Source organism: Chryseobacterium sp. SIMBA_029, assembly GCF_046535275.1.
In the GTDB taxonomy this organism is placed as follows: domain Bacteria; phylum Bacteroidota; class Bacteroidia; order Flavobacteriales; family Weeksellaceae; genus Chryseobacterium.
Window position 1 is genome coordinate 180469 of record NZ_JAWRXA010000002.1, and the last position, 23430, is coordinate 203898.

Genomic DNA, 23430 nt, shown 5'->3' on the forward strand with positions numbered 1-23430 from the left:
TATTTCCGTTGATACTGTTGTGTCCATTTTATAAAGTCTGAATTTGTACTGTAATTTAATTTTTTCAAAGAACCTATGAGTAAGCTAGAAAATATTTTGAGAGAAATAACGCCATTATCTCCCGAGGACAGTTTTCTTGTATTTGACCGGATAAAAGCATCATTTGATTTCCCATATCATTATCATCCGGAAATAGAGATTAATTTTATTTACAAAGGCAAAGGCTACCGCCGGATGATTGGCGATCATACGGGAGAAATAGGAAATATAGAATTGGTATTAGTCGGTCCCAATCTGCCGCACTGTTGGGCAAACTACAGGAATAAACATAAGAAAACACATGAGATTACTGTGCAGTTTAATCAGGATTTCTTTAATCAGTCCTTGATGGAGAAAAACATTCTGAAACCGATCAATACGATGATAAAAGATTCCATTAAAGGAATCTTGTTTTCGCAGGAAACGGCAGAGAAGCTGAAGGACTCTTTTCTGAATTTATCGAAAATGGACAGTTTTGAGTCTTTCATAGAAATCATGAAAATTCTGAATGAACTGGCCACTGCTGAAAATACCACACTCTTATCATCGTATAGCATAGAACTCGAAACCTTTGCTGATCATGATAAAATGAAAATCATTCATGATTTTGTCCACAAGAATTTTGAAAATAAAATAACATTGAACGATGCAGCTTCATTGGTAAATATGAGTAATGTAACTTTCAACAGATTTATTAAAAAAAGAATCGGTAAAACTTTCGTGAATTACCTCAATGAAATAAGAATCAGTTATGCGGCCCGATGGCTTATGGAAAAAAATCTTACGGTTTTTGAGATTGCTTTTGAAGCCGGGTTCAATAATATTGCAAATTTTAATAAGGTTTTTAAATCCGTAAAAAAAACAACCCCAACAGAATTTAGAGAACAGTTTAAGGGAGTGAAAAAAATCGAATAAATTGTATTTCCTTACATAATTATACTCTTAAGATCTGGATTTAGCCATTCGGATTCTTTTTTTGCTGGAAATTACCATGAAAATGCCATTAATTTTACAACTTCAATTACGGTGTATGTGTTTTAAAATCAGTAGATTGTTTATTGTTTTTAAAAATGTATGAAAAAATAATATCGTTTTATGATAAAATAGTATTATATCTGGTTGGCAACAAAATTTAGATTTGCTAATATGAATTAAATCTTAACAAAACTTTAATTATTTGATGCATCTGAAGTATAATGTTGAGGAAAAGTAAATAGAATTTGTTTTACACTAGGAAAACAATATTTGATTGGGATTTAATTCAAAATAACCCCTAACAAATCTAAAATTTATGAGAAAAACAGTTATTCCGGTTTTATTAGCTTTTTCTTTATTTGGGTATGCGCAAAATACAAAGACGGCTGATTCTGCTAAAACAACTGATATCCAGGAAGTGGTTGTTACCTCTTTAGGGATAAAAAGACAGGCGCGTTCTCTGACCTACTCCAGCCAGCAGATTGGCGGAGATGAGCTGACGGAAGTAAAAACTCCCAATCTTTTAAATTCCATCAACGGAAAGGTTTCTAATGTTCAGATCAATAGAACCAACGGTGTGGGAAGTTCTGTAAGGGTCGTTATGAGAGGAAACAAGTCGGTATCCAATAGCCAGCCGCTCTATGTAATCGATGGAATCCCAATTATTAACGAAGCGGGAAAAGCTCCGGAGATAAGCCAGTATTCCTCTATGCCGGATCCCGGTGATGTGTTAAGCTCCATTAATCCCGATGATATTGAAAGCATTAATTTCTTAAAAGGGGCTTCTGCTTCTGCGCTGTACGGTTCTGCCGGCGGTAATGGTGCGATATTGATAACCACTAAAAAAGGCCGTGCCGGAAGAAGTACCATTAGCTATAGTACCAGTCTGACGGTAGATAATGCATACAGTCTGCCTAAATTACAGCATAGCTATTTGTCTTATGATCCTGCGGTACCCAACGAAACTCCGGGTTCTTCTATTTATAGCTGGGGAGCCAAAGGATCTTCGAAAGATTATCTCAAAGATTTTCTGCAAAACGGGACAACGTGGGTTAATAGCCTTTCTTTTCAATCGGGAAATGAAAAATCAACGAATTATTTCTCTATTGGAAATACCACGAATAAAGGAGTGGTGCCCATGTCTTATTTTGATCAGTATAACGTTTCTTTCAGGAACTCAAGCAAATACCTGGATGATAAGCTGACATTGGATGCGAACTTCATCGGTTCCCTGCAAAACAGTAAAAACAGACAGACCCCGGGAGCTTCTTTTTCTCCATTGGTGAGTTTGTATTGGCTGCCGAGAGGGGTAGATTTTGATCAGTACGGACCGGATAATTATTCCTACCTCAATAAAACGCGGTTACTGCCTGCACAAAACTGGTGGGAAATAGGACCGGATGGGACTTTCAAAGGAAATCCGGCTACTCAGAATCCGTATTGGATATTAAACAGAAACCAAGTGACAGTCAGCAATAAAAATGCCTACAGTTCCATTGCGTTGTCTTATCAGATCAACCCGTGGCTTTCTGCCAGAGTACGTGGAAATTATAGCTGGAACATTTCGGACAGCCAGCGTGATATTTCTGCCTATTCAGATCCTGCTTTGCTAGCCAACGGACTCAACGGAAGGCTTCTTAAAAATGTATATGAAAATTCCTCTACCTATGGAGATGCCTTACTTATTGGTAACCCCAAATTAACGGACGATATTTCTCTGGACTTTACGGTGGGAGGAAGTATTAATACGACAAGAAACAAAGTAACCCAGATTGATAATTCTTATCTGGCAAACCCGAACCTGTTTACTTTAAATAACCTACAATGGGCAGTGAACAGAGCTCCGGGCGATGGATATCATAATATCTACTGGAACATGAAAAAACAGGTACAGTCATTCTTTGCGAGTGCATCTGTCGGATATAAAAATATGTTCTATGTGGATATGACATTCAGAAACGACTGGGATTCTACCCTGGCTTTAACCGGAAGAAAAGGTTTTGATTATGAATCGGTAGGAGCGAATGCTATATTATCTTCTGTGTTTAAACTTCCGGAAGTTATTGATTTCTGGAAAGTACGGGCGTCTTATGCAACAGTCGGACTGGGATTACCATCGAATATTTCGAATGCCATGGTAGAATATTATAAAGCCTATTCTTATGGAGTAGATGCCGGAACCATCGTATATCCTAAAAGTTCATTTGTAACCAGTATTCAGGAATTATCTCCAAAACCGGAACTTAATAAAACGTTTGAAGCGGGAACAGAGCTGAGATTGTTTAAAAACCGATTGAGTTTTGACATCACTTATTATAACTCCAATGCTACCAATCAGTTATTGGAGACGGCAATTTCTTCCAACTTGGGAGGTATTCCTTCAGGATCATATTACATCAATGCAGGGAAAATACAGAATACAGGTCTTGAATCTTCTTTATCTTACAAAATTTTCAGTTCAGAAAAATTTGGCTGGACCGCTATGGTGAATGGATCAGCGAATAAAAATAAGATTGTAGAATTATTTCCAACAAGCATCAGTGTTCCGCAGGACCAGCTTTTTTCATTGACCGGCGGCGGAAATTATACTAAAATGAAACTGGGCGGATCGTTCGGAGATATTTATGGAATTAAATTCCAGAGAGATGATCAGGGACGTGTTCTGGTGGATGCCAATGGAGTTCCGTTAGCCACTACAGGTAGCTTGGGCTATTTAGGAAACCCGAATCCTAAATTTATTATAGGCTTTAATAATGCTTTTAATATTGGAAAATTGGGGATTTCCTTCCTTGTTGATGGCAAATTTGGAGGGAAAGTATTATCTCTCACTGAAAAAGCAAATGATCTGTACGGTGTAAGTAAAGCTTCTGCCGATGCCAGAGATGTTGGTGGAGTATCTATTCCCAATGCAGTATATGCACCCGGAACACCACAGGCAGGAACCGCTTATAACGGAAAAACCGATGCAAGAGCCTATTACTCAGCAACCGGTGGTGTTAATAATGGGACCGGGATTGATGAAGCTTATATGTATAGCGCTACAACAGTACGCTTGCGCCAGGCTTCCATTTCATACACATTTGATGTGGATTCAAAATATATGAGAAATGCAACGGTTAGCCTTATTGGAACCAATCTGTTTTTCTTCTATAAAAAAGCTCCGTTTGATCCTGAGCAGGTATCTGGAAACACACCGGGCGGAGTGGGAGTAGATTCATTTGGACTGCCGGTTACCCGTTCCATCGGATTATCATTAAAAGCTAACTTCTAATTTTACAATACGAAAATGAAATTCATTACTATTAAAACATGGGTATTTGGAGCAGCGGTATTACTTACTGCTTCCGGATGTACCAGTGAACTTGATCGATATAATCAGGAAAAGTTAGGAGGACCTGAAAATTTTTATGCTGACTTTATTGCGGTGGTAAACCCAATGAAATCTATGCAGAGAGGCCTTCAGTCAGATTATCAGTTGTATCCGAACCTCAGTGCAGATATGTTTAGCGGGATGTTCAGTACAGCAACCCAATTTAACGGAGGGAAAAATAATATGACCTATTATATGATGGACGGATGGAATAACAGGATTATTGCAAGACAGCAGGATATTTTCAACTATTCCATCATCATTGATAATGCCGCTAAAAATAACTATCCCGGGATCGATTTTACAGCAACATTTGCCGTTAAAAAAATACTTAAAGTGATCACGGCTGCCAGAGTTTCAGACAATCACGGTCCAGTAGTATACAGTAAATACGAAACACCGAATGCAAACGGAGTTACTGATTTCGATTCTCAGCAGGATGCCTACAATTACTTCATTAATGACCTTACTTCTGCTATTTCCGATTTAGAAAAAATAAAGAATACATCCAGTACACAAAATGTAGAAGACAAATCGACTTTACAAAAGGCAGATTTGGTATATCAGGGAAATATAGCCCAATGGGAAAAATTAGCTAACTCTCTTAAGCTGAGGTTCGCTATGCGGATGAGTTATGCCGACCCTGCAAAATCCAAGCAATATGCAGAAGAAGCTTTTGCATCCCCTGCAGGCTTGATTACGGATAATGCTGATAATGCTTTAATAAGTGTAGGACAGTCTGAACTCAGTTTTATTATTTATTCCTGGGGAGATTGCCTTATCGGAGCACCTCTGATGGCCTATATGAATGGATATAATGATCCAAGACTTCCGGCATATGCTATTCCTGCAACAGATGGCAGTGTTCAGGGTAAATATATTGGAATACGTCAGGGCATTGATTTATTAAATGGAAAAACAACCTACGGAGGGTTCTCGCAGCCACAGGCGAAATCTGCAAATGGAGATTATTTTTCTGCAACGGACGGTAAACTTAAATTGTTTACAGCAGCAGAAGCCTGGTTCCTGAAAGCCGAAGCTTCCCTGAGAGGATATGCCGGTGCCGGTGATGCAGAAACGAACTATGTAACAGGCGTTCAGCAATCTTTTGGGGAATGGGGGAAAAGTGCAAACGTTGCCACTTATCTGGCAAATACTACCGCAACCGAAGCTCCTTATGTTGATCCTAAAAATGCAGCTAATAATATCAATACCGGAGATACCCAGCTGAGTACAGTGACCATCGCCTGGAACAATGCCGATTCTACCGAAAGAAAGCTGGAGAGAATCATTACCCAAAAATGGCTGGCCCTGTATCCAAACGGACCGGAAGCATGGGCAGAGCAGAGACGAACCGGATATCCTATTCTTTTTAAAATAAGACAGAATGATAGCGGGGGACTTATCAGTACAGATGCTATGATTCGTAGAATTCCTTTCACGACCGATACCAAAAACTCACTTTTCAATTATTCTCAAGCTTTGCAATATTTAGGAGGAGCAGACACCGGAGGAACCAAATTGTGGTGGGATAAAAAATAATGATAGCAAGAACATCATCAGAAGGATAGAGAAGCTGTTTCAAAATTTAGATTTAATTTTTTCTCATTCCGGCGGAGGAATTCTCTGATGCAGAGATTCTTCATTTTAATCACGTTCGTTTCACGCCGGAATGAGACTTTTTGAAAGATTCTCTTTTCTTTAGTATTTTAGTTGAATATGGAAAACAACAATTCTGAAACCCGCTCGGTACAACCGATTCTCTGGATCTCTACATTATATTTCGCAATGGGAATTCCTTTTGTGACCATTAATGCGGTCTCCGGGATTATGTATAAAGATATGGGTATTTCAGATGCCAGGATCACATTCTGGACCGCTCTGATTATGTTTTCATGGACGCTAAAACCTCTGTGGAGCCCTTTTCTGGAGATCTATAAAACAAAAAAGTTCTTTGTAGTTGCTACTCAGTTTTCTATAGGAATTCTTTTCGCATTAATCGTACTAACACTGCCGTTACCTGATTTTTTCAAATACAGCATCGCCCTTTTCGCGGTCGTTGCATTTTGTGGGGCGACGCATGATATTGCTGCAGATGGCACTTATATTAATTTTTTAACCAACAAAGAACAGGCAAAATATATTGGCTGGCAGGGAGCATTTTATAATCTTGCCAAGATCATCAGTAGTGGAGTTCTGGTCTATTTCGCCGGAGTTCTGGAAAAAACAAAGGGAGTTACTCATGCCTGGATGATTATCATGGGTATTTATGGACTGCTGTTTTTTGCACTGGCTTTGTATCATTATGTTGTTTTACCAAAAGAAAACAGAAGTAAAAAAGAAATTCGGAAATCCGGAAGCATCCGTAAAGAATTATTGGAAGTAATCATTTCCTTTTTCAAAAAGAAAAACATCATGTGGGCCGTATTGTTTATCATCCTGTACCGTTTTGCAGAAGGATTTGCAATAAAGATTGCGCCTTTATTTTTTAAAGCACCAAGAACTTCAGGAGGACTGGGATTATCTACATCGGATATTGGACTTATTTATGGTACTTATGGCTCAGCGGCATTTATTTTAGGGTCTGTGCTCGCAGGATATTTCATCGCTGCCAGAGGATTGAAAAAATCTCTGATCTGGCTGTGTTCCGCTTTTAATATTCCATTTGTGGTATATGCCTTATTGGCTCATTTTCAACCGGATACATTGCTTCCCGTAGGCGTTGCAGTCGTAGTGGAATATTTTGGCTATGGATTCGGTTTTGTAGGGCTGATGCTGTACATCATGCAGCAGATTGCACCGGGGGAACATAAAACGGCTCATTATGCTTTTGCAACAGGGATTATGAATCTTGGGGTAATGATTCCGGGAATGTTCAGCGGAATGATCAGCGATTGGGTGGGATATAAAATGTTTTTCATCTGGGTTTTGATAGCAACTATACCCGCTTTTATAGTCACGCTGCTGGTACCGTTTTCCTATTCTGAAAAATTAAAAGAACACTAAATCATTTATTAAACATATTAAATAAAAGTAAAAAATACTTTATGACATTTCAACCAGCAAAGATCCCCTGGCAGGATCGTCCGGAAGACAGCCGCGATATCATGTGGCGCTACGCTGCCAATCCGATCATCAACAGATATGCAATCCCCACATCCAACAGCATTTTTAACAGTGCTGTGGTTCCTTTCGAAGATGGGTTTGCGGGAGTGTTCCGCTGCGATAACAAAGCCGTGCAGATGAATATTTTTGCAGGCTTCAGTAAAGATGGGATCAATTGGGAAATCAATCACGATCCGATTGATATGAAAGCCGGAAATACCGAAATGATAGAATCGGATTATAAATATGACCCGCGTGTTGCCTTTATTGAAGACCGCTACTGGATTACCTGGTGTAACGGATATCACGGTCCAACGATCGGGATTGCCTATACTTTTGATTTTAAAGAATTCTTTCAGTGCGAAAATGCATTCCTGCCTTTTAACAGAAACGGAGTTCTTTTTCCTGAGAAGATCAACGGCAAATATGCAATGCTGAGCCGGCCAAGTGATAATGGGCATACTCCTTTCGGAGATATCTATATCAGCTACAGTCCGGACATGAAATACTGGGGCGAGCATCGATGTGTAATGAAAGTAGCTCCCTTTGAAGAAAGTGCGTGGCAGTGTACTAAAATAGGAGCAGGTCCTGTTCCGATCAAAACAGAAGAGGGATGGCTGCTTTTCTATCATGGGGTAATCAATACCTGCAGAGGTTTCCGTTATTCTATGGGAGCATCATTGCTGGATCTTGAAGATCCGTCAAAAGTATTGTACAGAACAAAACCTTACTTACTGGCCCCGGCAGAATTGTATGAGCTTACAGGAGATATTCCCAACGTAGTTTTTCCATGTGCTGCGTTGTCGGAAGGAGATAAAGTAACGGTATATTATGGTGCGGCGGATACCGTGGTTGCCATTGCATTTGGATATATTTCTGAAATTATTGATTATATGAAAAATAATTCGCTTTAAACTTTAATAAATAGACAGTTAATGCAATCTTTCCGGCTGTTAAAATCATGATTAAGGTTTTTATATTGTTGAATAAATCTCTATATTGAGAAATTTTTAAGATTTCCCTATTATGAAAAAAGAATTGCTTGTATTTTTATTGATAACCCTGTTTTCCCATACCGGAAGCGCTCAGCAGCGAAAAGATGATATTCTTTCCTGGGTAGACCCGTTTATAGGAACCGGAGGACATGGCCATACATTCCCCGGAGCGACTACGCCGTTTGGAATGATCCAGCTCAGTCCGGATCAGAATACCAAGAGTGGCGACTGGGATTGGTGTTCGGGATATCATTACAGCAGTAAAACCATTATGGGATTCAGTCATAACCATCTCAGCGGAACGGGTTGGGCAGATCTTGGAGATATTTTAGTTATGCCTACTGTCGGAAAAATCAATATGCTGCCCGGGTCAGAAGAAAAGCCGGAAACCGGGTACCGTTCCACCTTCAGTCATGAAAGAGAAACCGCATCACCGGGATATTATTCCGTGATGTTGGACAGCTACGGAATTAAGGCAGAATTGACGGCTTCTCCAAGAGTTGGATTTCATAAATATACCTTTCCAAAAAGTGAAGAATCTAATGTGATCATTGATCCTACCAATAAGATCTTCGGGAATATTTATCATACCCTTGTAAGCATAGAAGGAAACAATACTATCAAAGGGTACTGCTACAGCAATGGCTGGGGCGGAAAACGGTTTGCGTATTTCGTAATGGAATTTTCAAAACCGTTTAAATCTTACGGAACTTACTCTGAAGGTAAACTCAAAGAGAATGAAAAAATTGCCCTTGCCAAAGACGCCAAAGCGTATGTGAGATTTTCCACCCAGGAGAATGAAAGTATTGAAGTAAAAGTTTCATTATCTCCGGTAAGCACAGAAGGTGCCCAGGAAAACTTTGATGCAGAGGCTAGAAATGTAGATTTTGCAAAGGCTAAAGAAAATGCACAGAATACATGGAGAGATCTCATCAGCAGATTCCAGGTGACAGGCGGCACCAGTGACCAGCGAAAAATTTTCTATACGGGAGTATACCATACATTCATTGCGCCTAATCTTTATATGGATACCAACGGTGATTATGTAGCGGCACAGGAAAATATGAACACCAAATGGTTTACGAACTACAGTACCTATTCGTATTGGGACGGTTTCAGGGCAACACATCCTTTGCTCACCATTATGGATCAGAAACATACCAAAGAATTTGCCAACTCACTGATCAGCCGATACACAGACCGTAAAGATCACATGCCGATCTGGGAACTGTGCGGTTATGATAATTTCTGTATGCTTGGATATCACAGCGTATCCGTCATCTGGGATGCCATTTCCAAAGGAGTTCCGGGAATTGATCAGGAAAAAGCATTTGCAGCCATGAAAGATGCGTCTTTAACAGATAAAATGAGCAGCAGCGATGGAGGTGGAGGTCTTAATGATTATATCAAATTAGGATACACGCCATCAGAAAACGGAGCTTCAGTTTCCGCAACATTGGAATATGCGTACGATGACTGGTGTATTCAGCAGCTTGCTGAAAAACTGGGTAAAAAAGAAGAAGCGGAAGTCTATAAAAAGCGTTCTATGAGCTTCCTTAATACTTTCAATAAAGAAAATAACCATTTCTGGCCCAAACAGAAAAACGGAAAATTTCTACCGGATTTTACTTTAAACGACTGGAAAAAATTACAGCCACACTGGGTTTCCGGAAATATCTGGGCTTATGACTTCTTTGTTCCCCACCAGATTGATGAAATGATGAATTTATATGGTGGAAAGAAAGGATTTGAAGAAAAACTGGACAAAACATTTACCGAAGAGCTTAAAATGATTGGTGAACAGCACGTAGATATTTCAGGATTCATCGGTTCGCTGGGATTTGGTGACGAGCCCGGACATCATGTTCCTTACCTGTACAATTATGCTGGAGCGCCTTACAAAACCCAGAAGATGGTAAAATATATCCGTGATAATATGTACGCGGCAAAACCAGACGGAATTGTCAATAATGAAGACTGCGGGCAGATGTCGGCATGGTACATTTTCTCGTCATTAGGATTTTATCCTGTAACTCCCGGAAAGCCTGTTTACGCGATTGGAGCACCACAATTTCCAAAAGTATCCCTGAAATTGGAAAACGGGAACACTTTCACCATTACGGCAGATAAAATATCAGATAAAAATATCTATGTTCAGAAAATGTTTTTGAACGGGAAAGAATTCAAGAGTTGGGAAATTAATCACAGCGACATCATGAATGGTGGTGAACTGAAATTTGTAATGGGAAGCAAACCTGTACAATACAATCAATAAAAAATAAAGAAAATAATGGAAAGGAGAAAATTTATAAAAACAAGTGCCATTGCAGGAGCAGGACTGCTGTTTACTCAAAATATATTTGCTAAAACGTTGAGCATGGAAGATTTTCCTATAGTTCGTGTTCCTAAAGATAAAAGACATTTTACGAGTGAAGCGGTAGACAATGCCATCGCAGCTTTTAAAAAGAAAGTAAAGAATAAAGAGCTGTCTTGGCTGTTTGAAAACTGCTTTCCCAATACTTTAGATACCACTGTTTTTTATAAAGAAATCAATGGAACTCCGAATACCTACGTGATTACAGGAGATATTGATGCCATGTGGCTCCGCGACAGTTCTGCCCAGGTTTTTCCTTATCTGCAGTTCTCAAAAAAAGATGAAAAACTTCACAAGCTGATCTCCGGAGTCATCCATAAACAGACAGAGTTCATCCTGAAAGATCCATACGCTAATGCTTTTTATAACGATAATAATAAAATAAGCAAGTGGAAAGAATATGACCATACGGACATGAAACCCGGTATCCATGAAAGAAAATGGGAAATAGATTCACTTTGCTATCCCATCCGCCTTGCCTACCATTTCTGGAAGGAAACAGGAGATACAAAACCTTTTGACAACAACTGGCTCCAGGGAATTAAGCTGACTTTACAGACTTTTACCGAGCAGCAGAGAAAAACAGGGTTAGGACCTTATCAATTCGAACGTACAACCGCCTGGGCTACAGACGGAATTCCAATGGGCGGTTATGGGTATCCTACAAAACCTGTCGGATTGATCAATTCTATGTTCCGTCCCAGTGATGATGCTACGATCTATGCTTTCCTGATCCCTTCCAATTTATTTGCAGTGGTAAGCTTACGCCAGGCAGCAGAAATGGTTTCACAGATTAAAAATGAAAAAGCGCTGGCCCAGCAGCTTAACAGCCTTGCTGATGAGGTTGATGCGGCGATTAAGAAATACGGAATCTATGACCATCCGGAGTACGGAAAGATCTACGCTTTCGAGACGAACGGATTTGGAAGCTACAATTTAATGGATGATGCCAACTGCCCGAGCCTGCTTGGATTACCATATCTGGGTGCTGTAAAAGCCGATGATCCCATTTACCTGAATACCAGAAAATACGTTTGGTCACAGGATAACCCGTTCTTTTTCAAAGGAAAACTGGCAGAAGGAATTGGCGGACCTCACATTGGTCTTGATATGATCTGGCCGATGAGTATCATTATGAAAGCCTTGACCACCAATGATAAAAAGGAAATCAAATGGTGTATAGAAACACTACAGAAAACCCATGGCGGAACCGGATTTATGCATGAATCCTTCCATAAAGACAACAGCAAAAAATTTACCAGAGAATGGTTTGCCTGGGCTAATACCTTATTCGGCGAACTGTTATGGAAAACATTTAACGAAAATCAGGATCTATTGATATAAACTATATAAATCTCATTCAGCTTGCTGTATGAATTTCCCTCATGTACACTACCAAACAAATTATACTATGAAAAAAAAATCCATTCTTACTGCACTGGTCTTACTGATCGTTCAGGCAACATCTGTGCTTCATGCACAACAGCTTAATCCTGTTGGAATATGCTACGTAGAAGTGAATAATAACAACATGCTGAATGCAGGATCTTATACGTTGCAGAATACCAACAGACAGTTGTTTGATGTAGCTATTATTTTTGCTGCCAATATTAATTATGACGTATCAAAAAACAGAGCCTACATTTCCAACAACAACAATGTCACAAAAGTTCTGAACGACGTAAATACTTACGTAAAGCCTTTACAACAGAAGGGGATGAAAGTATTGCTGGATCTATTAGGAAATCACCAGGGAGCCGGAATTTCCAATTTTCCAAATCGGGAAGCAGCCCGTGATTTTGCATTACAGGTTGCACACACCGTATATACCTACGGTTTGGATGGAGTAGATATGGATGACGAATATGCTGGCTATGGAAATAACGGAACAGGCCAGCCTAATGACAGTTCTTTTGTAATGCTTTTGCAGGAGCTAAAGGCGGCAATGCCGGATAAACTGATCACATTTTATTATATAGGCCCTGCTACTACCAGACAGAGCTACAATGGTGATGCAGCAGGGAATTACATCGACTATAGCTGGAACGCCTACTATGGAACGTACAATGCTCCTGTAGTACCGCCTCTTACCAATACCAAGCTTTCTGCAGCAGCAATATGGGTAAATAATACTACGACTTCTGTACTTGCAAGTTCGGCGACCAGTACGAAAAATGATGGGTATGGTGTATTTATGTGGTACGATCTTAATGGAGCCAATAACGCCAGCTACTTAAGTACCGGATCCAATATTCTGTACAACGAAAATACACTGCTTACCGGACAGCTCTATTCATGGAGCCAGGGAGATACCTGCGATCCGCCTTTGGGGCTGGAAGTAACCAATACTACAGGGATTTCTGCTAAATTAAACTGGACTGCCAGTGGCTCCCAAACCTATAATATTGATTATAAACCAGCTAATTCAACCATCTGGACGAACGTTGCCAATAATTACACCGGAAGCAATATTACGATCAATAACTTAACTCAGAATACAGATTATGACTGGAGAATACAGTCGAATTGCTCTGCAACCATAAAAAGCACCTACCTTTTTGCGCCTCGTTTCAATTCCGGCAGTACATGTGGAACGCCATCCGGTCTTAAATCTGAAAGCTATCTGGGAACAACAACAAAAGTATCGTGGGATGCAGTAGGAACTGCAACTTCATACACGCTGCAATATAAAACAGCTGCAGCAACTGCATGGACTGAGGTTCAGAATATTACCTCCAATTCTTATACGCTGCCTGCTTTAACAGAAAATACAAATTATGTGTGGAAAGTACAGGCTGTATGTGGCGGAACAAATACCAGCGTATATTCCGGTGAAACACCATTTAACAGTGGATTTGCCCCCGTTCAGAGTCCTGGTGCAAGATCTCTTTCTTTCAACGGAAGCACCCAATATCTGAATGCCGGACAGTTTAACCTTAGCGGAAATGCGGTAACGTTTGAAGGATGGGTAAAAGTCAATGCATTCAAGACTGCTTTTCCTTATATTTCATCTGTAATGGGTATTGAAGTAGGCGATAATAATTCTGCCATGCTAAGATTTGGAGACGGAAATTTAGCCAATAACAAATTACAGTTTATATTAAGCTTTGGAGCTGCCCAGGTGAAACTTAACAGCGTTACAGGATTGAATACGAATACATGGTATCATATAGCTGCTACTTACGACGGTTCTTCTATGAAAATCTATATCAACGGAGCGCTTGATGCAAGTGCGACAGCTTCAGGGAATTTTACAGCAAATGGAATTATGTATCTGGCCAGAAATTATGAAAATGCCCGTACCCTTAATGGATTCTTAGATGAATTCAGAGTTTGGAAAAGAGCATTAACGGCTACAGAAATTCTTGCTAACAACTGTAGTGTTCCGGCCAATGCATCAGGCCTTGAAGCCAACTGGAAAATGAATGAAGGAAGTGGAAACGGAGCGTTGGACGCTACAGCCAATACCCACTTTGCCACCCTGATCAGTATGACCAATACAAACTGGAAAACAGATGTAGGTTGTGCGGTATCGCTATCCACAAAAGATGTTGCGTCTGAAAAAGGAAGTGTAAATACGATATATCCAAATCCTGTTAAAAAAGGAAATGATATCCATTTTACCATCAATGACCGTTCTGCCAGCGAAATTATATTGTATGATATGGCAGGAAAAGTAATAGTAACTCAAAAAATTGATAAAGATAATATGGTCATCAATACCCAGAATTTATCTTCAGGAACATATATCTATACCATCAGCTCAAAAGACAGAAAAGTTCAGTCTTCAGGAAAAGTGATCGTAGAATAAAAGCCTAATCCTCAGGGGAAATATAAAAAGTAAAAATTAAATTAGAGGATTTTATGATGGGCAGACAGAGAGCAAATTGCTTTCTTGTCTGTCTGTTTTTAGAGTAAATAAGAGTGTAAGAAAATAAAGTAAAAGGATATGCAAAATATAGTAGGAATAGACATTGGTGGTTCGCATATTACTATGGCCCAGGTGGATCCGGAGAAACGGGAAATCATTACTTCTACCTATGTAAGGGAACATATAGATTCCTTTGGTGCTAAAGAAAGTATCTTTTCCGCCTGGATCTCTACTATTGAAAAAGCGACCCACGATTTGGTTAAAAAAGATCTTTTGATCGGTATAGCGATGCCCGGACCTTTTGATTATGAAAAGGGGATTTCACTCATACAGCAGGGAAAATTTATCGATATCTATCAGGTCAATATAAAAGAAGAATTAGCAAAAAGGCTTTCCATTTCGACGGATCAAATTCATTTTGTGAATGACGCCGGGGCTTTTCTCGAAGGAGAAGTTTTCGGAGGTTGTGTACAGGATTACAGCCGCATTTTTGGGGTAACATTGGGAACAGGGCTGGGGTCAGCTTTCTATAACGGGGAAACCGCATCCGATGAAGATCTGTGGGATTCTCCTTTTAAAGATTCTATTTGCGAAGATTATCTCGCAACACGCTGGTTTGTTAATTATTATCATGCGTTAACTGGTGAGGAGATTTCCGGAACCAAAGACCTGTTGGATAAACCCCAGGGAATTCAAACCAAAATATTTGATGAGTATGCGGATTCCTTTGCGGAATTCATCGTGAAATATGTAAAGAACTACGAACCAGAAGTTTTAGTCATTGGTGGAAATATCGCGAAAGTATATCCTTATTTTAAAAAGAGATTAAATCAGCATTTAACAGAACATAAAATCAACCTTCCTATTAAAATTTCTGCTATTTTTGAAGATGCTGCTATTCTCGGTGCTGTAGGCTATGCCTTGAAAAAAGCCCGAATCAATTTAACAAAATGATACCATGAAGTTTTTATTTTCAACCCTTTTTATTGCCTTGCATATCTTTGTATTTGGACAGGAAACAGCTCTGGCAGACTATGTAAATCCTTTAATGGGAACCCAGTCTAAACCTTCATTATCCAACGGAAATACCTATCCCGCCATAGGACTTCCCTGGGGAATGAACCTCTGGACTCCGCAAACCGGAAAAATGGGTGACGGATGGGCTTACACTTACGATGCAGACAAAATAAAAGGCTTTAAACAGACTCACCAACCATCCCCATGGATGAATGATTACGGCGCTTTTGCTATAATGCCGGGAGTGGGTAAACTAAAATTTAAGGAAGAAGAACGTGCAAGCTGGTTCAGTCATAAAGCTGAAAATGCAAAACCGTACAGCTACAGTGTTTATTTAGCCGATATCAATGTGACAACAGAACTTACTCCAACAGAAAGAGCTGCTTTTTTCAAATTTGATTTTCCTAAAACAGACAGTGCATATATTGTTATTGATGCCTTAAACAAAGGTTCTTACATTAAAATTCTTCCCAAAGAAAGAAAAATTTTAGGCTATACAACCAAATATTCCAGAGGAAAATATGATGATTTCAAAAACTATTTTGTCATTCAGTTTGATAAAGATTTTGATTTGACAACTACATGGAAGGACAGTGTCTTTGTAAAAAATCAGTTAGAAATTACCAGCGATCATGCAGGAGCAATTGTTGGTTTTAAATTAAAAAACAAAGAAAGCGTGTATGCGAGAACAGCTTCCTCATTCATCAGTTTCGAACAGGCAGAACTCAATCTGAAAAGAGAAATTGGAAGCAGAAATTTCGAACAGGTAAAAACAGATGCTAAAAATATCTGGAATAAAACCCTGGGAAGAATTGAAGTAAAAGGAGGAACCGATCAGCAAATCAGAACATTTTATTCCTCTCTCTACCGAACGTTGTTCTTCCCTCAGAAATTATACGAAATCGATGCCCAGAACACAATAAAGCACTGGAGCCCTTATAACGGAAAAATACTTGATGGGAAAATGTTTGCAGGCACAGGATTCTGGGATACTTTCCGTGCGCTATACCCTTTCCTGAATCTTGTATATCCAAGCATCAATGTTGAAATGCAGGAAGGCCTGGTAAACACCTACAAAGAAGGAGGATTTCTTCCCGAATGGAGCAGTCCCGGGTATTCCGATATTATGATTGGAAATAATTCAGCTGCAGTAGTGGCAGATGCCTACATCAAAGGACTTCGCGGATACGATGTGGAAACCCTCTGGCAGGCCGTAAAGCATGGTGCCAATAACGAAGGCCCGATTGATGCCGTCGGCCGTAGAGGAGTACAATATTATAATACCTTAGGTTACGTTCCTTATGATGTCAAGATCAATGAGAATGCCGCCAGAACGTTGGAATATGCTTACGATGATTTTGCCATTTATCAATTGGGAAAAGCTTTGGGAAAACCTGCCTCAGAAATTGATATTTATAAAAAAAGAGCTTACAACTATAAAAATGTATTTGATCCGGAAACAGGTCTGATGCGCGGGAAAAATAAAGACGGGAAATTCCAGTCGCCATTCAATCCGTTTAAATGGGGTGATGCTTTTACAGAAGGGAACAGCTGGCATTATACCTGGTCTGTTTTCCAGGATATTGAGGGTTTATCTAAATTAATGGGCGGTAAAAAGAAATTCGAAGCTAAACTGGATGAGGTTTTTTCCCTTCCGCCGGTTTTTGACGATACTTACTACGGAAGTGTAATCCACGAGATCCGTGAAATGCAGATCATGAATATGGGACAATATGCCCACGGAAACCAGCCGATCCAGCACATGATTTATTTATACAACTATGCAGGAGCACCCTATAAAACTCAGTATTGGACCCGACAGGTGGTGGATAAACTCTACTTTGCAACACCGGACGGATACTGCGGTGATGAAGATAACGGACAAACTTCTGCCTGGTATGTATTCTCAGCCTTAGGATTTTATCCGGTAACACCAGCAACAGATCAGTATGTGCTGGGGGCACCCCTTTTCAAAGAAGCCATAATCCATTTGGAAAATGGAAAGAAAATTGAGATCAAAGCACCGGAAAACAGTGCTGAAAACCTATATGTAAAATCGTTAAACGTAAACTTTCGGTCTTATCCAAAAAACTGGCTGAGTCATAAAGAATTAATGAACGGAGCCGTGCTGGAATTCCAGATGGACAATAAGCCTGATAAAGAAAGAGGCTCGCAGGAAAAAGATTTTCCATATTCGATGTCGAAAGAATAATTACCATAACTTTAAATAGAAATACAACTGTATGAGCGCAGGAAAAAAAGAAATATTCGAGAAAGTAGAGAAAATGCTGACAGCTCAGGGCTTTACCCTCTCTGCAAAAGATGATACAAGGCCTTGGGGCGGTTTTTTTGTGATAGATGAAAATCAGGCACAGGATTTTGCCAATCAGTATTTTGAAGGGATTGATGTAGAAAGCTTAAAAATAGGCGGAAAACTGAGTCCTAAGATTCTGATCGTTGCCCCGCAAGCCAGATTGAGCTGGCAGTATCATCATAGAAGAGCCGAAATCTGGCAGGTGGTGGAAGGTACAGTAGGAATTAAAACCAGTACTACCGATGAAGAAGGGGAGCTGAAAGAATACTATCCGAAAGACCAGATCAAACTTCAGCAGGGAGAAAGACACCGGCTGATTGGCTTAGCCGGCTGGGGCGTAGTAGCCGAAATCTGGCAGCATACCGATGCCTCTCATCCATCCGATGAAGACGATATTGTAAGGGTACAGGATGATTTCGGAAGATAAAATTATAAACAAAAAAAAAGACTGTCTCGAAAACAGTCTCTTTTTTTGTCAAATAACCTATAAACCAAGTTAACTTCTTTAATGCATTTGTGTTTTTGAATTATAAAGAAGCTCTTGAGGCTATCTGTCCATCGATATTTTATTTCATCATTTTGTTTCTGGTAAAATTTCTCATTGGGAATAAATCAATATCCTTATTGGTTAATTTTACTGGTACAAAATAACAACATTCCGAAATAAGATTCCCTATAAATACCATCGATATATATCGATGATTTATAGATGTTTATCTATAGAAATGCTTCCGTTGCTTATTTTTCTACTCGGCTAAAATCTTCAGTATAAATCATCAGCTTTGCGACAGAAAAAGACAAGTAATTTTAGAATACAATGATTAGAAGGTCACATCCAGCCCCACATAGAAATTAGCTTTCATAATAGGCGCATACACCATCCCGCCATCAAAATAATTTCCAAAAGGATTTCTGAAATCAACGATTGCATTCTTCTGATAATAAGAGGTAAGATTTTCACCACCTGCATAAGCCCTTATCTTTTTATTGAAATTTCTTGAAATCTGAGCGTTCAAAACCGCATACGATTCTGAATAGGCTGGCAGCTGAAATTCTGCCGGATTGCTTGAAGTATTGGGAAGTCTTTGCTTTCCTACCCAATTTAGGGTCGTATCAAAGCTCCAGAATCCTCCATGTGTATTTTTGTTGGTAGCATACCCCAGATTCACAAAACCTCTGTGTTTTGCCATGAAAGGGATTTCCCTTCTTCCATCAAGATAATCAGCCTGCACATCATAATATTTGTAGGCCAATCTTACTTCAAAATTTTTGAAAGGCATGAAATCCCACTGCGTCTGAAATGAATTCGCGAAAGATTTTCCTTCTAAATTATAAAAAGTAAGCTGTTGTGGAGACCGGTCCAGATCAACCAATACCTGATCCTGGAAATCTGTTCTGAAAAAATCGGCAACGATGCTGGATTTTCTTCCGAACAATTTAAATTCCTGTTGCATACTTGCTCCGTAATTCCATGCGATCTCCGGTTTCAGACCATAGATGTTTCCACCGTTCTGTAGAATCTGAATACTTCGGTTCGAGGCAAAATATTGCTGGTTTTCCGCAAAAACATTAGCTGTTCTGAATCCTCTTCCGGCAGAAAGCCTTAAGATGGTCTTCGGAGTGAAGTCATACTTGAAATTCAGCCTTGGCGTAAACTGGGTTCCTGCAAGATTATGAAAATCGGCTCTTGCACCTGCTACCAAGGTGTATTTTAATCCGGTCAATGTATATTCTGCAAATACTCCCGGAACAATTTCATTTCTTTTAAAATGATCCGTTACATACGTTTCATCATATCCGTCATACATGAAGCTCGCTCCGGCTTTATATTTATGGTTTGTATTTCCGATAATACTTTCAAAAATCAAATTAGAATAATACGTCTGCTGCTTTCCGAAATAATTTCTCAACCCGAAAAAACTGTCCTGCTGGTGGTACACATACTGGTTCATCCAGCCTAGGCTCTGATAAGGTTTTCCTTTAAAAACATACCCTGTTTTATTCCATACCTGAAATCTTGAAATATCGATTCCTACGCCATATGCAGGCTGCTTGTCCTGATCAATTTTTTTATCAAAAGCCGTTTGTCCGGCTGTCCTGTTGTCTTTCACGAAATTAATTCCGAAATGAGAACCAAATCCCGATTTTTCAAGATCATTATAGTTTAGTAAATACCCCGCATTGATTTGTGTGCCTTTCGGACGATCCAGAAAACCGTCGTGGTTCATATCAGTATTTCCGAATGTTCCGTTTCCGTGAAGTAAAAATGTCTGAGACCATTTTTCATTAATAGGAGCAACGCTGGTAATGTTGGCTTCCGCTCTTCCATTAAAATCTGAAAAAAGATTCAATGAAGTTTCAGGAGTTGCAGGATCCTTTAAAAGTTCCGTGTTAATCTGTCCCGTAATACTTTCATAGCCATTAGTCACCGTACTTCCCCCTTTGGTAAGCTGGATACTTTCAATCCATCTTCCGGGAATAAAATTAAGCCCGTAAGCAGAAGCCAATCCTCTGATTTCAGGAAGTTGTTCTTTCGTCAGACTGGTGTATTTTTGGTCCAGACCCAGCATTTTCAGCTGTTTGGTGCCCGTAACAGCATTACTGAAAGAAACATCTACTGTCGCGTTGGTTTCAAAGCTTTCAGACAAATTACAGCATGCTGCTTTTAACAGTTCTTTCTTATCAATATTAAACACAAGACCGGCTTCTTTTTTACTTAAAGCGGTAGCTGCTTTTGAAGCGGTAACCACAACTCCTTCAATGTTTTTTTGATGAGTTTCCCCATTGGATTCCGTTGAATGACCTTCATGGTTTCCATGATTTTCACTTTCCTCAAGATGAACTTTAGGATTGCTTGCTCCCAATGGAATGTCTCTGTCATACAGGCAACATCCTGGAAGCGCTTTATAAACACGGTCCGAAGACTTGTATTTTTCGTTATCGTGTCCTACCTCTGCAATTTTTTTTAAAATCTTGTCTGCTGAGGTTTTTGAAGGATCAAAATTCAGGATAACAGACTGTTTTTCTGCGCTCCATTCTGCGGAAGTAGCTCCGGCATCTTTTGCTGCCTTTTCAATTCTGGCTTTGCATGAACTACAATTGCCTTTTACATAAAATTCGTTTTCTTTTTTATGGTCGTGCTGATGATCACTTACTTCAGCTTTTATTTCAGGTTGCTGTGTGTCTCTTTCATAATGACAGCATCCTGGAAGACTTTCATAGGTTGCATCTGACGCTTTGAATTTTTCATTATCATGGCCAGCTTCGGCTACTTTCTTCAGGATTTCATCAGGAGAAACAGAAGGTTCTGTTTCTAAAGTAAGGGTTTGAAGGTCAATAGAGTATCGTGCTGATGTTGCACCTGCTTTCTTTGCGGTGGTTTCTATTCTCTCTTTGCACATTTCACAGTTTCCTTTTACGCGGAACTGATTTTTTGAGAGATTTTGGGCAAATGTAAAAGAGGTGAATAATAGGAATACACCAAGTACCAACTTGGAAATATATGATTTCATTTTGTTTAAATTTAAATTAATTGAAAATCAGTTCATTACTTTATAAATGAACTGTCTGATAATACAATTAACCTAATTTAGGCGGTTGCCAGATTTCTTTTAAACTATCTGAAAGGTAAGGATCAGCATATTGAAACTGTCCATTTTTGTTAAGGCTGAGATTCAAAAACTCTAAAGAGATCAGACTTTTTGAAGAGGCTATTTCCAGGAATGGGGCACAAGCCACGCAAAAGGTACAGCAGTCGTCATTACACGATGATTTACTGTCTTTAGAATGCTTGTCCTTGGAAGAAGTACTGTGATTCTTACAGCAGCTTTTAGATTCTTTTTTGCAGCAGGTTTCCTGTGAAGCCTGAGCATAGAAATTATCCTTAGGAATCAAAAAGACCCCTAAACAGAATAATATCGCCAAAATCTGAAATAGCTTCACAGCTGCAAAATTACAAAAATTATGGGAATGGATCACCAACTTTTAAGCTGCAGTCGTGAAAAGGTTCCCCATGAGCCGGGTTAAGTTTAGGTTTTTCGCCACTTGCCAATGCTTGCTGTGAGACAGTAACCGGTGCGGCAACTTTCTGTTCAATTGGTGTAGCGGTAGGCTGTGGTGCAGGCTTACTGCTTAATGGCTGCCCTACAGGAATATCACAACGGTGTCCGGGTTGTCCGTGAGGAGGATTCATTCCCGGTGCTGTTTTTACCTGCTTTCCGTTATTATCAATCATGATTTTTCCGGGAGATACGGCATTGGGATCGATCTGAATGGTATTATTGCCATTGACTGTAATATTTTGTGCTGCAGGAGCCGCAGTTTGACCATTCAAAGGCTGTCCTACAGGAATATCACATCGGTGGCCTGGCTGTCCGTGAGGAGGATTCATCCCTGGAGCTGTGGCTGTAGGAGCTGGAGAAACGGTATTGGCTATTCCGGCCTGATCCATAAGAGATGCTTTGGGAGCGTTGTTAACCGCCATTCCTGGCTGGGCTGCCCCTGCTTCTTCTTTTAAATAAGTTGCTCTTTCATCTTTTTTACAGGAAACCGTAAGTATTGAAATGGCCATCAAGCCAAAGAATGTATTCTTCATATCCATAGGTATGAAACAAAATTAGCAAAACATTTTGAATTGTTTTGCTAATTTTATATTTATAATCCGGTTTTGGAATTAATTTTTAACCAGAAGTCTGAATCCTTCACCGTGAACGTTGATGATTTCCAATCCTTCATCATCTTTCAATAGCTTACGAAGTTTGGCAATATATACGTCCATACTTCTCGCGGTAAAGTAGTTTTCTTTCTTCCAGATTTTTCTTAGGGCAAGATCTCTCGGCATGAAATCATTTCTGTGGATACAAAGAAGTTTCAATAGCTCGTTTTCCTTTGGAGAAAGCTTGTATTCTTTATCACCTACTTTCAGTTGTCTCAACATAGAATCAAAGAAGATATTGCTGATTTTGAACTGCTCCTGCTCTTCATTTTCCAGGGTAGAACTTCTTTGAAGAATTGCTTTTATTTTATATAACAACAATTCAGTATCAAACGGTTTTGTGATGTAGTCATCTGCTCCCAACTGGTATCCTTTCAGGATATCTTCCCTCATATTTCTTGCGGTAAGGAAGATGATAGGAGTATTTTTATCGATTTTCTTCACATCTTCTGCTAATGAAAATCCGTCTTTTTTCGGCATCATCACATCAAAAATGCAGATGTCGAATTCATTTTCAGTAAACTCTTTCAATCCTTGTTCACCATCGGTAGCAAGGGTAACTTCAAAGTTATTTATTGTTAAGTAATCCTTCAGCACTGCTCCGAAACTCTGGTCGTCTTCTACTAATAATATCCTGTTGCTCATAGTTGTAAATA

Annotated in this window: 15 protein-coding genes; 11 read left to right on the forward strand and 4 right to left on the reverse strand. The window is 39.5% G+C overall.

All coding sequences use genetic code 11. The features are described from left to right. Positions 1–75: 75 nt before the first annotated feature. The 11 genes from SB679_RS04085 (at position 76) to SB679_RS04135 (ending at position 18487) form a co-directional block, all read left to right on the forward strand. A complete protein-coding gene (locus SB679_RS04085) occupies positions 76–954 on the forward strand; it encodes an AraC family transcriptional regulator (protein ID WP_410700936.1) in 879 nt (292 codons plus the stop codon). Positions 955–1330: 376 nt separating this feature from the next. After that, positions 1331–4285, forward strand: a complete 2955-nt coding sequence (locus SB679_RS04090; protein ID WP_410700937.1) for a SusC/RagA family TonB-linked outer membrane protein — start codon at positions 1331–1333, stop codon at positions 4283–4285. 15 nt (positions 4286–4300) lie between these two features. Further along, positions 4301–5926 carry a SusD/RagB family nutrient-binding outer membrane lipoprotein gene (locus SB679_RS04095; protein WP_410700938.1) on the forward strand — a complete coding sequence of 542 codons (1626 nt, stop codon included), beginning with the start codon at positions 4301–4303 and terminating at the stop codon, positions 5924–5926. Between the two features lie 177 nt (positions 5927–6103). Beyond that, positions 6104–7390: an MFS transporter gene (locus tag SB679_RS04100; protein WP_410700939.1), complete on the forward strand. Its 1287-nt coding sequence runs from the start codon at positions 6104–6106 to the stop codon at positions 7388–7390. Between the two features lie 41 nt (positions 7391–7431). Further along, positions 7432–8403, forward strand: a complete 972-nt coding sequence (locus SB679_RS04105) for a glycosidase (protein ID WP_410700940.1) — start codon at positions 7432–7434, stop codon at positions 8401–8403. A gap of 112 nt (positions 8404–8515) precedes the next feature. Beyond that, on the forward strand, positions 8516–10759 hold the full coding sequence (locus SB679_RS04110) for a GH92 family glycosyl hydrolase (RefSeq protein WP_410700941.1): 2244 nt from the start codon (positions 8516–8518) through the stop codon (positions 10757–10759). A gap of 15 nt (positions 10760–10774) precedes the next feature. Continuing rightward, positions 10775–12202, forward strand: coding sequence for a glycoside hydrolase family 125 protein (locus SB679_RS04115; protein ID WP_410700942.1), 1428 nt, complete (start codon positions 10775–10777; stop codon positions 12200–12202). A 67-nt stretch (positions 12203–12269) separates the two neighbouring features. Next, complete coding sequence (locus SB679_RS04120) at positions 12270–14669, forward strand: endo-beta-N-acetylglucosaminidase H (RefSeq protein WP_410700943.1); 2400 nt, start codon at positions 12270–12272, stop codon at positions 14667–14669. 138 nt (positions 14670–14807) lie between these two features. Then, a complete protein-coding gene (locus SB679_RS04125; protein WP_410700944.1) occupies positions 14808–15683 on the forward strand; it encodes an ROK family protein in 876 nt (291 codons plus the stop codon). Between the two features lie 4 nt (positions 15684–15687). Further along, positions 15688–17958 carry a GH92 family glycosyl hydrolase gene (locus SB679_RS04130; protein ID WP_410700945.1) on the forward strand — a complete coding sequence of 757 codons (2271 nt, stop codon included), beginning with the start codon at positions 15688–15690 and terminating at the stop codon, positions 17956–17958. A 31-nt stretch (positions 17959–17989) separates the two neighbouring features. Next, positions 17990–18487, forward strand: a complete 498-nt coding sequence (locus SB679_RS04135) for a phosphoheptose isomerase (protein ID WP_410700946.1) — start codon at positions 17990–17992, stop codon at positions 18485–18487. Between the two features lie 394 nt (positions 18488–18881). On the opposite strand, the gene SB679_RS04140 is transcribed toward SB679_RS04135, so the two are convergent. The 4 genes from SB679_RS04140 to SB679_RS04155 all read right to left on the reverse strand — a co-directional run bounded on the left by SB679_RS04140 (position 18882) and on the right by SB679_RS04155 (position 23419). After that, on the reverse strand, positions 18882–21572 hold the full coding sequence (locus SB679_RS04140; protein WP_410700947.1) for a TonB-dependent receptor domain-containing protein: 2691 nt from the start codon (positions 21570–21572) through the stop codon (positions 18882–18884). A 67-nt stretch (positions 21573–21639) separates the two neighbouring features. Continuing rightward, positions 21640–22002 carry a hypothetical protein gene (locus SB679_RS04145; RefSeq protein WP_410700948.1) on the reverse strand — a complete coding sequence of 121 codons (363 nt, stop codon included), beginning with the start codon at positions 22000–22002 and terminating at the stop codon, positions 21640–21642. A 19-nt stretch (positions 22003–22021) separates the two neighbouring features. Then, positions 22022–22654, reverse strand: a complete 633-nt coding sequence (locus SB679_RS04150) for a hypothetical protein (RefSeq protein WP_410700949.1) — start codon at positions 22652–22654, stop codon at positions 22022–22024. A 78-nt stretch (positions 22655–22732) separates the two neighbouring features. Then, on the reverse strand, positions 22733–23419 hold the full coding sequence (locus SB679_RS04155; protein WP_002982671.1) for a response regulator transcription factor: 687 nt from the start codon (positions 23417–23419) through the stop codon (positions 22733–22735). Positions 23420–23430 lie beyond the last annotated feature (11 nt).